Here is a 13929-nt window from a genome sequence, read left to right as displayed (position 1 = left end):
ATTCCGAACTCAGTAGTGAAACGTATTAGCGGCGATGGTAGTGTGGGGCTTCCCCATGTGAGAGTAGCACACCGCCAGGCTCCTATTTAGAGAAAGGGCTATCCGAAAGGATAGCCCTTTTTTGCATTTGCGATTCTGAAAAGTCCTGTTGTTGCATCAGTTGTCAATGGATAGCCCTTCCCCTAAATAGAACATTACGTGCTACTTCATGGGAAACCTAACCCATTGTTTATCATGGTTATACTTGTTATCTGATTAGTGTACGGGGAACAATCATCCCTGAAGTGGCTTCCTGCCTCGCCATCCATGGCGAATCGTTCAGGCGGGCGCTGCTTCGCAGCTAAAGAATCCGCCTTCACCCCCATGTGAGAGTAGGTCGGGATTGTTCCCGACAATCCTTCGACACTTCCGAGATCCATGGCGGGCGCTATCGACAACTGTTCCAGACGTTGTTCTACCCCCTACATCCATGTAGGGGACCGCCAGGCTCCTATTTAGAGAAAGGGCTATCCGAAAGGATAGCCCTTTTTTGCATTTGCGATTCTCAAAAGTCCTGTTGTTGCATCAGTTGTCAATGGATAGCCCTTCCCCTAAATAGAACATTACGTGCTACTTCATGGGAAACCTAACCCATTGTTTATCATGGTTATACTTGTTATCTGATTAGGGTACGGGGAACAATCATCCCTGAAGTGGCTTCCTGCCTCGCCATCCATGGCGAATCGTTCAGGCGGGCGCTGCTTCGCAGCTAAAGAATCCGCCTTCACCCCCATGTTCGAGTAGGTCGGGATTGTTCCCTGCAATCCTTCGACACTTCCGCCATCCATGGCGGGCGCTATCGACAACTGTTCCAGACGTTGTTCTACCCCCTACATCCATGTAGGGGACCGCCAGGCTCCTATTTAGAGAAAGGGCTACCAGACTCAATGTCATATCCGGTGCAATATCTGAAACGGTATGGCTCCGACTTACACTCATGGGAAAGAGAAAAGATACAAACCGTTACAGCTTCATAACTTTTAAATGGAATAATATTTTTGGTGGTGCGTTATATTGGTATATGGTCCACAACGTGTCTGAAAATGGTTTAAATCGCCAAAATAAATTAAATTTATGTGAAGGATCAAAAATTGATGTTGCAGGTACACAGTTGATCTTGTAGCATTCATATTAGTTAATTATATTTACTTGAGAGCAAACAATGAAAAAATTTATTTCTATAATGATGGTCGCTCTCTTGTCGCTGGGAGCAAACGTATCAGCACAAGAGGAAGCAGGAGCTGGTACAGCAGCAGGTTCAACAATTGGTGGAATCGCAACCTCTACTGTAGTTATCGGGGCCGTTGCAGTGGGTGTTGCTGCTGCAATTATTTCAAATAATGATGGCGGTGGGGTAGATTGTCGTACAGATCAAATCAATTCTGGCGGCGTCTGTGTTTGTCCCGCTGGACAAGAAGAAGTTAACGGTGTTTGTCAAGATATCGTAAATCCACCTTCTTGTAATGCTGGTGATGAGTTAATTGATGGTGTTTGCTACGGTACAGTGCTAACTGAGACACTTTCTGGTACGACAACTGTATTGGTTCCAGTTACTGTAACTTATTTACCTACCGTTCAGTAAAGATTGTACTTCGATTAAATAAAGCCGCCTTCTGGCGGCTTTTTTGTTGACAATAAGACATCAATTACCATGAAAACACATTTCTCATTTTTCTTAATACTTCTGCTTATTGCCGGTTGTACAAATCCCATCCGCTCTCATATCACCACATTAGAGCTAGCTTTCAGGCTAAATCAAGATGCTGAAATTAACTTGCAAGAAGTACAGGAATCTTCAGTTGATCTCGCTTTGATTCGAAGTGGCGAACGCCCTTTAGCAGTTATCGCCAAGGCGTTTTCTGAAGAGGGTAAAGACAAGTGGATATCTAAGGATAAGGCTTTGTTGGTTGTTGAATCTGGGCGTGTTATCAGGACGCAGGGGTTTAAAAATGATTTATTGGCGCTAAATGGTATTGGTGCCGACCCTTTAGCAAACCCGTCTAGCTTAGACGGTGCAAACTGGCGTGCAATTGCTGATTGGGAAGCTGGAGAGTACGGTTATCTGAGTGAATCAAGTTTTAGTATTAGTGAAGACGATATTCTTATCTTTGACAAATCGTTTGCTACATTGAAAGTAACTGAAACCATTCAATATAAAGCGAGTAAAAACTGGTTGGTTGGAGAGCAAAGTTGGGAAAATGTTTATTGGTTCGAAAAAAACAGTAAAAAATTACTAAAATCCAGGCAAAAGGCTGCGCCTCACTCTAACCAGTTTGTAATCACTTATGTAAGCCAGGCTGCATCATTAGTTTCACAAGGAGAGTAAAGGTGAAATATCTACTGTCGCTTGTCATAGCGCTAGTTCCATTTACGACGCCTGCTAACGTCACCATTGATTATTTGGGCAATCAATTGGTTTACGAAGGCAACCCGAGATTAGAAACAGTTCTCAAAGGGACGGTTAAGAGTCGAGACATTTATTGGCCTGCAGCAGCTTTATTTAACTACAAAGCACCAGAAGAAATGAAGCTTAAGCAGCAATTAATGCAAAAGCTTGCTGAGGTAAAGCTAAGAACAGGCACTAAAACAGCTAAGTATAAGGCGCTATTGTCTTTAGAGGCTCAAATCGAAAGTTGGTCGATTGCCCACCGTGTACCAATCCCAATTGATTATGATTTTGCTCGAGTACGAGAAGAATTGAATCCGCGTATAGATGATGGTCATTTCGCTTTGTTTTTGCCTGCCAGAAGCCCTCAGATCAAAGTTTTTGGTGTGTTAGAGAATGAGTTGCAAATTAATCATGTGGGGGCATTACCTGTACAGTCCTATAAAGACAAAATTGACCAGTTGGACTATGCAGATAGTGAGTTCGTTTTTGTTATTTTTCTTGATGGTCATTTTAAAAAGGTTTCTACAAGTACTCATAGTCAGCAACGAGTCGAGGTTCCCCCCGGAGGTAGTATTTACATCCCTTTGAAGGAGCTTCCTTTCGACTCTGAAAATTCTCAGATAAATCAAATGGTCGTTAAGTTGGCAGGGAGTAGATTACAGTGAACGCATACAAAATCTCACTGTTGAGTGCAGCTGTCACGTTTTTGCTATTGGCTGGCAAGGGACATGCTGACCAGGCGGATAAGGCATACCATCACAAGGTGCAATCATTATCACAAAATGATTTAGGCGGGGTTGGACTGTTGCAAACGCCGACAGCCCGTATGCTAGAAGAAGGCGACCTGACATTAGGGTATAAGGACAATGGAGAATATCGCTTTTGGACGGCCAGTTTGCAGTTGTTCCCATGGATGGAGGCCACAGTAAGATATACCGACTTTAGAAATCTTTTGTACAGCAATGTACCTGAGTTCAGTGGCGATCAAACGGCAAAAGATAAGGGGATAGATGTTAAATTTCGGTTGTTGAAAGAGTCTATGTATTTTCCTCAAGTCGCTGTCGGCTTTCGAGATTTTGGTGGTACAGGCTTTTTTGAAAGTGAGTATATAACCGCCAGCAAAAGAGTCGGGGATTTTGATATACATCTTGGCGTGGGATTTGGTTATTTAGGGAACGCCGGGTCCATAAAAAATCCATTTTGTGAAGTCGCCGATCGATTTTGTGAGCGAAAAGGATTTGGAGGTTTTGGTGAAGATCAGGGCGGACAAATTAACTTTGATGATTTCTTTAGTGGCAACGCATCTCTTATTGGCGGAATTGAGTACCAAACTCCATGGGATCCGCTGAGAGTAAAAATCGAATACGAAGGCAATGATTATACTGACGAGCGCGCATCTCCTCTGGATCAAGACAGCCGTTGGAATTTTGGTGTTAACTATCGGTATAAAGACTTTGATTTAGGATTGTCTTGGGAAAGAGGTAATACACTCGGCTTTAGTGTCAATTACGCTTTTAATTTCCACACGGCAAAACAAGTTAAGGTACAGCCGGAGCCTCAATCTTTAAAAGAGAGAGAGGTAAACCAAAGTGTCAACGACGTAGAACAGTACAAATTGTTGGCGAAAGTGTCTCAATCAGGAATGATAGTATCTAACACGGTACTCAATGAAGAACAATTTATAGTCTATGGTACCCGAACTCGTTACAGGGACGAAGACGAGGCGATTGAGAGAATGGGGCGCGCCGCAGCGGCTATGTTACCTGATAGTGTAAAAAGCTATCACATCGTAGAAACTGCGATGGGCATACCTGCGGTAGAAACCGTGATAGATGCTCCTGAATTTATTAAAGTCGCTAATTATGACACTTTAGAGCGTGATATTACTAAGACCTGGAAACGCCAACAGCCTGACGAGAAAATTGTAGCTAAACAGCCAGAAAATGAAATCAGTGGTTTTTATGCCGACATTAATACGTTTTGGATCCAAACATTTGGTTCTCCTGAGGCATTTTACATATATCAAGGTGGGCTTTATGGCACGGGTGGATATGCTTTTAATTCAAACTTCAGGATCTCCGCTGGCGTAAAAGCGACGCTGTTGGAGAATATGGATAAGTTTAATTTCGGAGTTGATAACTTCGATTCTCCAGTTCCCAGAGTCAGAACTTATATACGTGAATACGTCAGAAAGAGTCGCGTCTCCCTCGATACGCTATACGCCAGTTGGGTGGATCAGATAGCTCCAAATACCTATGCTCAAGTGTATGCTGGTTATTTGGAAACCATGTATGGCGGTATTGGTGGCGAAGTCTTTTATCAGGAAGTAGACAGTAATATTGGTTTTGGACTTGACTTAAATTATGTCAAGCAGCGTTCATTCGAAAACGATTACGATTTTAGAGATTATGAAGCGCTGACTGGTCATGCAAGTATTTATTGGAAACCCGCTTTTTGGAAGGATGTGCAGTTGAGTTTCAACGTAGGTCAATTCCTTGCTGAAGACAAAGGGGTTAACATTGAATTTGCGCGGCGATTTGATAGCGGCATTGTGGTTGGTGCCTACGCAGCACTCACTGATATTTCGGCTGAAGATTATGGCGAGGGTAGCTTTACTAAAGGCTTTTATATCTCAATACCTTTCGATCTGTTCTCTCTAAGACCTTCAACAGGTAGAGGACGGATTCCATGGGTGCCCATTGCTCGAGATGGTGGCCAACCGTTAATACGACCGGTTAAGTTAAGTTCTATTGCTGATATTCGCAGCCCATTTGTGGACTAATAACCCACATGTTACGAAGTTAAGGCACTCAATAGAGTGCCTTATTAATTTATACTCTAGGAATGGGTTGTGAGGTACTAGCGGAAATTTCTGCTGCGTGTGTCCAGTTGCGCCAACAAGTGGCTTTGATCTTCCAGTTTGCCGGCAATCAGGTGAGTAACCCCGCCATCACCTCGTTCCAGAATACCCGTTACTTTTAGTATTTGAGCTTTCAGATAGGCTTGTTTCTGGGCTCTGGCAGTGGCTCTCCAGACGATAACGTTAATATTGCCCGTATGATCTTCTAAGGTGATAAAGGTTACGCCTGAAGCCGTTCCGGGAGCCTGACGACCTGTTACCATGCCTATAGCGGTAATAATTGATTGATGACGTGCATTAGCCAGTTCGCGAGCGCAGGTAAACTTGCTAAGCTGCCCTTGTGCTTGTAACAGGGCTATTGGATGTTGTTTTAGTGTTAGTCGGGTAGACTGATAATCCTCTAACAGATTTTCAATATCGTCAGGTTGGTGCTGATAACCTTGCGCTGGCTCGTGCAGTTCGTTGAACAGTGGCAATTCAGATTCGCGATTTAATAGCGCCCAGCGGGTTTGATATCGGTTTTGTTCAATCTGATGCATGGCATCCGCGCTGGCCAGGGCCTGCAGTTCGTTGCTTTTAATGGCGAGTTGTTTTAGCTCACTGACATATCGATACCCCTCTTTAGGGCGGTTCCCCAGTAGTACATGGGCTGCGCTTTCTGAAAAGCCTTTCACTTGCCTCAAGCCCAGGCGCAGAGCATAACCTTTGCTTTGTTTTTCCATCTGATGATCCCAGCTTGAGTGGTTTATACACACAGGCAATACCTTGATATTGTGCTGTCTGGCATCCTGAACCAGTTGCGAAGGCGTATAGAAGCCCATCGGCCAGCTATTCATCAAACCGGTATAAAAGGCTTCGGGATAATAATATTTTAGCCAAGAAGATACATAAGCCAGAATGGCAAATGAAGCGGAATGGGACTCGGGAAAACCGTATTCGCCAAAACCACAGATCTGTTTAAAAATACGCTCAGCGTATTCGTAGTTGTAGCCGCGATTCATCATGCCGCTGATGAGCTTACTTTTGAACTTCAGCAGTTCACCATTTTTTTTCCAGGAGGCCATCGCTCGTCGTAGCTGGTCTGCTTCGCCGCCGGTAAAACCCGCAGCTACCATAGCCAATTTGATTACTTGTTCCTGAAAGATGGGTACGCCTCGGGTGCGTTTAAGTACAGATTTAACCTCTTCTGAGGGATAGGTTTCAGGCTCTTTGCCGTCACGACGGCGTAAAAAGGGATGTACCATATCGCCTTGAATAGGGCCTGGTCGCACAATGGCTATCTGGATCACCAGATCGTAATAATTACGAGGCTTCAGGCGGGGCAACATACTCATTTGCGCCCGGGATTCAATCTGAAATACTCCCACGGTGTCAGCTTGTTGGATCATGCGATACACATTGGCATCGTCTTGTTCGCGGGTAATGTCGGCAATACTGAGTTTACGCCCATAATGTTGCCATACAAGTTGGAACATCTTACGTATGGCAGTGAGCATGCCCAAGGCCAAAACATCCACTTTCAGTAGTGCCAGACTTTCCAGGTCGTCTTTATCCCATTGGATCACTGTGCGTTCTGGCATGGCAGCATTCTCTACGGGAACAAGCTGGTACAGTGGCCCCGCGGATATCACGAAGCCGCCAACATGCTGCGATAAATGGCGCGGAAAGCCTTTTAGTTCTTCTACCAGGTTCACCAGTTTTTCGCTTTGACTGGCACTACTGGCAAGGCCCAGTTCCACGATTTGTGCCTGCCAGTCCAGACCGCGATCCCGGCGGTTTATATTTTTAATAAAATAATCTAATTGTACTTCGGCAATCCCCAAGGCTTTTCCCACCTCGCGCAAGGCACTTTTGAAGCGGTAAGTGGTGACGGTGGCCGCGAGCGCCGTGCGCTCCCGACCGTATTTCTGATAGATGTATTGAATGACCTCTTCGCGTCGTTCGTGTTCAAAATCCACATCAATATCTGGCGGTTCATTGCGTTCTTTGGAAATGAAACGCTCAAAGAGCACCGAAATCTGTCTGGGATCGACGGCGGTGATCTCCAGGCAATAACATACAACTGAATTGGCGGCAGAGCCGCGTCCTTGATAGAGAATGCGTTGTTGCTTGGCAAACTGTACGATGTCGTAAATAGTCAGAAAGAAGTATTCGTACTCCATCTCGGCGATGAGTTTGAGCTCTTTGGCAATAATGCGTTTGATGGCAAAGTAGTTCTCTGGAGGCTGAGCAAAACGCACTTGCATACCTTTTAATACGCATTCTCGTAAGTATTTCTTGGGGGTATAACCTGCGGGGATCAGCTCTTGCGGATATTGATACTTAAGCTCCTGTGGGCTAAAGCTACACCGTTGTGCAATGTGAGTACTTGCTTCTATCCATTCGCTTGGGAATAGACTTTTTATCTTATCGATTGGCCTTAAACAACGCTCAGCATTACTGAGTAAATTACGACCTAATTGCGCCACTGGCGCACCCGCTTTAATGGCGCTGACAATATGTTGTAACGGTAAACGCTCTGCTTCGTGCATGAGCACCCCGCCACAGGCGCTGATGGGAATGTGCCATTGATTAGCAAGCTGTTTGCAGTGAGACAGGTAGTTTTGCTCGTTAGCCTTTAAATGTCTTTGCACACCCAGCCACAAACGCTGTTTATAATGTTTTTTTAACCATTCTGCCCAGTGTTTGTCAGTCTCCCTGTCTCCGTGGGGAAGCCACAGTACCAGGCAGTGTTGGCAGGTTTTCAGATCCCATTCCTGTAATTGATATTCGCCTTTGGGCGAACGTCGTCTGGCGTTGGTGATAATACGGCACAGTTCACTGTAGGCTTCTTTATGAGGACACAGCAATACCAACTGCAATTCATCCTGAAAGCGAAAGTAACTGCCAACAATAAGTTTGATGGGTAAATCGTGTTTTTGCTGTTCGCTATAAGCGCGAACAATGCCTGCCACCGAGCATTCATCGGTGATCGCCAGCGCCTGATACCTTAAAAAATGGGCGCGCTGAATCAATTCCTCCGGATGTGAAGCTCCGCTGAGAAACGAAAAATTGCTCTGACAAAACAATTCAGCATAAGACATAGGTTTGGCTCAACTGAAAATGCCGTGCAGGAACCATTGCTGTTTTGCGCTGCGGAACACCCAGTACCAGCGCCCCTGCACAGAATGGGCGATAAAATAATCTCGCAGTACCTGATGATCGTCCCACCAACCGGACAGAATACGCTCCGGCCCTTGCACCAGCTGAACTTTTTCGGTCAACCGCTGTGGTTCTGCGAGCAAAAAGAAGGGCCGATTGGCTTGCAATTGGGGGATTGCTGGTAAAGGTTTTCCGGCAGCCTGATAACAATTGATGTACTCAGGACGAAAATCATCTTGCAAACTAACTGTCTGTACCTTTTCCAAACCCAGTCTGGCTTGCAATAAGCTAATCAGCTGTGCTTGAGATAAAACACTTTTTTTGCCGCTAAACAAATCATTGCTTTGTGCTGTTTTGAGTCTGACATTGCCGGTTTCCAATGACAGGGCATATACAGGAGATTGTAGTTGTACATTTTCCAACTTTAATTTTAACAGGGCCTGCCATGTGGTTGCCCGATATTCACCTTCAGCACTATTGATCTGTACGGGCAAGCTAGCTTGCTCACGTTGGTGCAGGCTCAAGATAATTTCTTCGGTAACTTGCTCCCTGATAAGTAAAAAGTCTTCCAGCGCTTCCAAAAGCAATGTCGCTGGAGGTAATAATATCTGGGTATTGTCGATTTCGTAAAGCAACTCAAGGCGACGGTTAAAGCGCTTCTCCGGATGATAAAAATTCACACTGTGATGTAATTCACCCAGCAAGCGCCCCATGTAAGTCAGAAGCTGGATATCAAAGCGCTTGGCGATATCATTGAGAGAAATTGCCGCCAGATCGCCAACCAATCGGATACCGACGCGTTTCAGATTTTCAATGGTTTTGTTATCTAGCTCACTTGCCTCTATAGGTTGTGCTAGTACCTGTTTGCGCATATTGGGATGATTATCGGTGATTGTATCCCAACCTGATTCGGCCAGTAGCTTGGCAGCAAAAGGAGTTGAACCTGTTGCGTAATGAAACCTCACCAGGTTGTTATACAGGGTTCTGGAGATGGCTTGCCAGTAGTTATCCAGGCCTTGATAAAAACGCAGCATGGTATGAATGCGCAATAAAATGCCATTGGGCGAAAATGGCACTATATCGGAAGTGAGTTGGTACAAACTATCGCAAAGATGTTTTATTTTATTGGCTTCATAATCTGAGTTATAAGGCTCTACCTGGAGCTCATGACACAAAGCACTGGCGGTGCCCAGACCCATACCCGGCTTGAGTCCAGCCTGTTGCGCCTTGCTGTTTAACTGGCGGATACGGTTGTCTTTGGCATCCAGAATAATAATAGATTTATCGCTTTCCGTTGCAAATTGACAGTCCATTTGCAGAGCAGGGAAATGCAGGTATAACCACAGTTTCTTCATACGCCACCCGATATTGATGCTTAACTGGCGTGTCTTTTCGGGAAAGGGATGACGTTATTATGATTATTATGACTTTCCGTGAGTTGCAATGCCGGCCAGTGGGGCTGCATATTTACATGGATGTTGCGATGTACCCAGCTACCAATGCGCTTATTGATTTTAACTTCTAAACCTTTGGGTTGTGCACTTAACGACATGGCTAAGGTGACGGGCAGTGACAAACCCCGGGTGAGTTGTGGTCGAAAGATAAATTGCACCGCATTACTTTGTTTTGCCGCCAGCTGTAAGCGCTTAATTTGATGTATTTCTAAATCTTGCAACCAGCTTAATACGGTATGGCAACAATCACTTTTTAAGCATTGTTCTGCGGCCCATAAGGCTTGTTGTTGGTCGCCAGGTGTGATTAACAGCACCAGACTTAAATCAATGCCCATTTGCGCTAACATTTCACCATTAATTAGCAATGGCGGAGCAATAATTACCAGCAGGCGTTGCTGTTGCTCTTGACGGCTTAACAGGTAAGGTAAAAACAAGCGTAGCTCACCAATACCAATATCACTGTGAACATCGATAACACCTTGTCCCGGTAACCCGCCGTCTAACTCAGCATCCAGCTCAGGGTAGCCAGACAAGCCTCCTTCACCGGGCTCGTGTAACGCTTTTCCCTGCCATATCAAATGCTTATTTTTAAGATAGCTAAGGATATTATTCACTGGAAACACCTGAAGAAACGATATAAATATACTGTATTTATATACAGTATATTTGTTGTCGAAAAACTTGCAAGTTTTGTTTTGGCTTGCCGCTTGTTAAAGTCATATCTCTTTGAACTGTGGTGAAAAATATAATGGGATATTGGCTATTTAAAACTGAACCCGATGCGTTTGGCATTGATGATTTGGCGGCTCGGCCGGATCAAACTGAACCTTGGGATGGGGTCCGCAACTATCAGGCGCGCAACTTCTTAAGAGACGATATCAAGCTTGGCGATCAGGTGTTTATTTACCACTCCAGCTGTAAAAATGTGGGTATTGTGGGATTGGCTGAGGTGGTTAAAGAGGGCTATGTGGATGGCAGCCAATTTGACCCTGAGGCGAAATATTACGATCCAAAAGCAAAAACAGAGAATCCTCGTTGGTACCGGGTGGACATTAAGTTCATCAAAAAATATGCGAATTTATTGCCTTTGGCAGAGATAAAATCCATGCCGGAGATTCAGGAATTGGCGCTAGTGAAAAAAGGCGCGAGGTTGTCGGTAATGCCAGTACCTGAGCAGGAAGCTCAGGCGTTACTGAAACGGCTTGCTTAGCTTGCTTCCGATTGATCTGAGATTTCTTTTTTGGAACTGGGATTAGTAAAGTGGTTAACGATGTTGGTGCAGGCAATCACAAAACTGCCCACATTATTTTTAACCCAAGGGACACGCACTTCTGAAGGCATCTCAGAGATAAACTTTCTAACGTCATCCAGTGATTTTCCTTCACTGGCAAGAGCGCGTGTTAAGGCTTCCTCTACAGTGGCACCGTGCTCGCAGCACTGCATTACAACGGTTTCAAAGCCTTTAAAAATTGCTGAGGTGTGTTCGTACTGCTCACCTTTGATCAAGCCGCGTTTATGAGCCGATTCCAGCTGCGAAGTGAGCATCTTCTGAATTTGTGCCGCCAGTGAATCTACCGTGGTCAGGGCAAACCTTGAGCGGTTTTCTGCGCTACGGGCCAAATGCCGGAATTCTCTGAGTTCTTTTGCCATGGTTTGGTTTTTCACAACAAAATAAATCAGGATCATCACCATAAACATAATTATGGAGACTGCTGCAATCATTTTCTTTTTTCCTTTGACGCTAACAAAAGGGCGATACACAAAATAAGGTATCGCCCTGATTCTAAATAAACTGAGTTTAAACTCAACCAGCCTGAATCTTTTTTTTGTATCCGGCTATTTATCTTTCTGCTTGAGGGTCTCGCTAATATAACGAGCGATGTTTTCTTCCAGTGTGGTTAATGGCACAGAACCGTGGGCTAAAACGGCTTTGTGAAAGGCCCGTACATCAAACTTATCCGCCAGCTTAGTTTCGGCTTCCTGACGCAAACGCTTAATGGTGAGTTCCCCTATTTTGTAAGAAAGTGCTTGTGCAGGCCAGGTAATGTAACGATCTACTTCAGTACGCACGTTATGCTCAGACAGCGCCGTATTTTCAAGCATGTAGTTAACAGCTTGTTGACGTGTCCAACCTTTTGTATGAATACCGGTATCCACCACTAATCGCGTTGCGCGCCACATTTCATAACTCAGACGACCAAATTCATCGTAAGGTGTTTCGTAAAAATCCACTTCTTTACCCAGATACTCAGAATACAAGCCCCAGCCCTCACCAAAGGCAGAGATATAGGTGTAGCGTCGCACGTTGGGTAAATCGTTCAGTTCTTGTGAAAGGGCGATCTGTAAGTGGTGGCCAGGAACCGCTTCATGCAGGGTCAGCGCGGGTAATGCGTATAGAGGCCGTTTGTCCAAAGCATAAGTGTTAACCCAGTAATAACCCGGCTCTGTGTCGTTAGTAGGTGAGATGTAGCGACCCGTGGTGTAATTGGGAGCAATGCTCTCTGGTACCGGGGCTACACCATAGGGAGTGCGCGGTAAGTAAGAAAACAATTTCGGTAGCCTGGCATCAATGCGCTTTGATAAATAAGCAGCGTAACGCAAAATTTCGTCTTCAGTTTCGGCGTAAAACTGTGGGTCGGTACGCAAAAACTGAATAAACTGTGCCAGATCGCCTTCATACTGTAACGAGTCAATTACATCCTGCATCTCTGAACGGATACGCTTTACTTCGCTTAAGCCCAGCTGGTGGATCTCATCTGCGGTAAGACTGGTGGTGGTGTAATAGGCAGCGCGATTCTGATAGTAAGCTTCACCATCTGGCCAGCTTATTGCTCCTAAGGTTTTTTTGGCACCGGGAAGGTACTCTTCATTGAGAAATTCATAGAACTTTTGATAGGCCACAATAACGCGATTAGAAATAACCTGTTGTGCTTGTTTTTGTAGCGCCAGCCAGTCATCGTCATTCATAAACGCCACGCCGTCTTTTGCAAATGGCCCATAAAAACCACTTTCCGTTGGGTTTTCATGGATAAAGTTTTGCACTAGTTGTGGCACGATATCCAGCACTTCTCTTGGCTGAGTCTTTCCCGACTTTAAGCCTTCCTTGAGCCAGTGGGTTTGCTCGGCAAAATAACGAGGAAAGTCACTGAGACGCTGCAAATAAAATTCATAATCGGCGGCGCTGTTAAACTTGTGAGTATTGGGTAAAAACGCCAGTCCGCTGTAAAAACCTGATTCGGAGGTAAAAGGCAGATAATGACCTTTGAATTGATACTCATCAATTTGGTTTTGCAGTCGCAGTTTTTGCACAGAAAGTGATATTTGCTCTGATACATCCAGTCGTTTAACTTTGATCTTGTTAAGAGACTGCATGTATTGCAACGCCTGTTGATGTTGCGTTGCCAGTCCCTCTGGCGACAAATCAGCCAGCCGGCCAAATTCTTGTTTCTGGCCCATACGCGTGGCCAGTACCGGGCTGTTATTCAGCTCCCATGTCCAGATGGTATTCAGTAGTTCATTGAGTTTTTTGCTTTCTGAAGCAAAGCTGGTGCCGCTCACCAACAGCAAGGCAAGGAGAAGATGTTTCATTTTTGATTATCATTATTTTACAGATGGCTTAGTGTAAGCCACCTGAGAAGAAATACAAATTTGCTGATGATCAGTTTTTGGGAGTGTAAATGGGAGAGGGGAACTGCGTCACCTTGTCACCCAGCTCAGTGATTTTTGCTGTGCCTTGCTTTTTCACTTCATCAACTTTGAGCACGCTGTGCAAAGGGATGTAAGTGCGGTTAACGTTAGCGTACTCGGATTTGAGTTTTTCATGGCTAGGATCCACCACTAAACTTGTATGGTTATCCCAAACGAAATCTCCGATTTCGATAAAACCAAACAAATTGCCCTGAGTCACTTCGCGCACATAGAGCTCATAGCGCTCACTATTGGCAATAAACTGGATCCGATATAAGGGTTGCTTGTCACTCATGGTCGACCGTCAATTCTAAAAAGAGTCATAATTCGCCATTAAATGGCGCTGATTTGGCGCTTTT

The 13929-nt window shown here is 44.9% G+C and carries 11 protein-coding genes and 1 rRNA gene; 6 read left to right on the top strand and 6 right to left on the bottom strand.

Annotation, left to right across the window (positions count from 1 at the left end; all coding sequences use genetic code 11):
• The 5 genes from rrf to ACXAGP_RS06265 form a co-directional block, all read left to right on the top strand.
• Positions 1 to 80, top strand: a 5S ribosomal RNA gene (gene rrf / locus ACXAGP_RS06285); the annotation flags it as partial.
• A gap of 1121 nt (positions 81 to 1201) precedes the next feature.
• Complete coding sequence (locus ACXAGP_RS06280; protein WP_475260240.1) at positions 1202 to 1621, top strand: hypothetical protein; 420 nt, start codon at positions 1202 to 1204, stop codon at positions 1619 to 1621.
• 69 nt (positions 1622 to 1690) lie between these two features.
• Positions 1691 to 2365 (top strand): YjbF family lipoprotein, encoded by a 675-nt coding sequence (locus tag ACXAGP_RS06275; protein ID WP_475260238.1) that lies wholly within the window; start codon positions 1691 to 1693, stop codon positions 2363 to 2365.
• A gap of 2 nt (positions 2366 to 2367) precedes the next feature.
• Positions 2368 to 3093, top strand: a complete 726-nt coding sequence (locus ACXAGP_RS06270) for a capsule biosynthesis GfcC D2 domain-containing protein (protein WP_475260237.1) — start codon at positions 2368 to 2370, stop codon at positions 3091 to 3093.
• Positions 3090 to 5210, top strand: a complete 2121-nt coding sequence (locus ACXAGP_RS06265) for a YjbH domain-containing protein (protein ID WP_475260236.1) — start codon at positions 3090 to 3092, stop codon at positions 5208 to 5210. Before ACXAGP_RS06270 ends, ACXAGP_RS06265 begins: the two co-directional genes overlap by 4 nt.
• 77 nt (positions 5211 to 5287) lie before the next feature.
• Here the strand turns inward: ACXAGP_RS06265 and ACXAGP_RS06260 are convergent, their stop codons facing one another.
• Genes ACXAGP_RS06260 through imuA form a run of 3 tightly spaced genes read right to left on the bottom strand, consistent with a single transcriptional unit; the run spans position 5288 to position 10497 of the window.
• A complete protein-coding gene (locus tag ACXAGP_RS06260; protein ID WP_475260234.1) occupies positions 5288 to 8371 on the bottom strand; it encodes an error-prone DNA polymerase in 3084 nt (1027 codons plus the stop codon).
• A 9-nt stretch (positions 8372 to 8380) separates the two neighbouring features.
• Entirely contained in the window at positions 8381 to 9784 is a 1404-nt protein-coding gene (locus ACXAGP_RS06255; RefSeq protein WP_475260232.1) for a Y-family DNA polymerase, read from the bottom strand.
• Positions 9785 to 9804: 20 nt separating this feature from the next.
• Positions 9805 to 10497 carry a translesion DNA synthesis-associated protein ImuA gene (imuA, locus tag ACXAGP_RS06250; protein ID WP_475260230.1) on the bottom strand — a complete coding sequence of 231 codons (693 nt, stop codon included), beginning with the start codon at positions 10495 to 10497 and terminating at the stop codon, positions 9805 to 9807.
• Positions 10498 to 10631: 134 nt separating this feature from the next.
• Between imuA and ACXAGP_RS06245 the strand changes: the two genes are divergently transcribed.
• Entirely contained in the window at positions 10632 to 11093 is a 462-nt protein-coding gene (locus tag ACXAGP_RS06245) for an EVE domain-containing protein (RefSeq protein ID WP_475260229.1), read from the top strand.
• Here ACXAGP_RS06245 and ACXAGP_RS06240 read toward each other — a convergent pair.
• The 3 genes from ACXAGP_RS06240 to ACXAGP_RS06230 form a co-directional block, all read right to left on the bottom strand.
• Positions 11090 to 11605 carry a hypothetical protein gene (locus ACXAGP_RS06240; RefSeq protein ID WP_475260227.1) on the bottom strand — a complete coding sequence of 172 codons (516 nt, stop codon included), beginning with the start codon at positions 11603 to 11605 and terminating at the stop codon, positions 11090 to 11092. The two genes, ACXAGP_RS06245 and ACXAGP_RS06240, sit on opposite strands and share 4 nt — an antisense overlap.
• 114 nt (positions 11606 to 11719) lie before the next feature.
• Positions 11720 to 13471, bottom strand: coding sequence for a DUF885 domain-containing protein (locus ACXAGP_RS06235; protein WP_475260226.1), 1752 nt, complete (start codon positions 13469 to 13471; stop codon positions 11720 to 11722).
• Between the two features lie 70 nt (positions 13472 to 13541).
• Positions 13542 to 13865, bottom strand: coding sequence for a DUF1820 family protein (locus tag ACXAGP_RS06230; protein ID WP_475260224.1), 324 nt, complete (start codon positions 13863 to 13865; stop codon positions 13542 to 13544).
• Between the last annotated feature and the right edge of the window lie 64 nt (positions 13866 to 13929).

This window comes from Planctobacterium sp. AWM4_229, assembly GCF_056160305.1.
The sequence above is the reverse complement of the archived record's forward strand: the minus strand, read 5'-3'. Positions and strand labels throughout refer to the sequence as shown.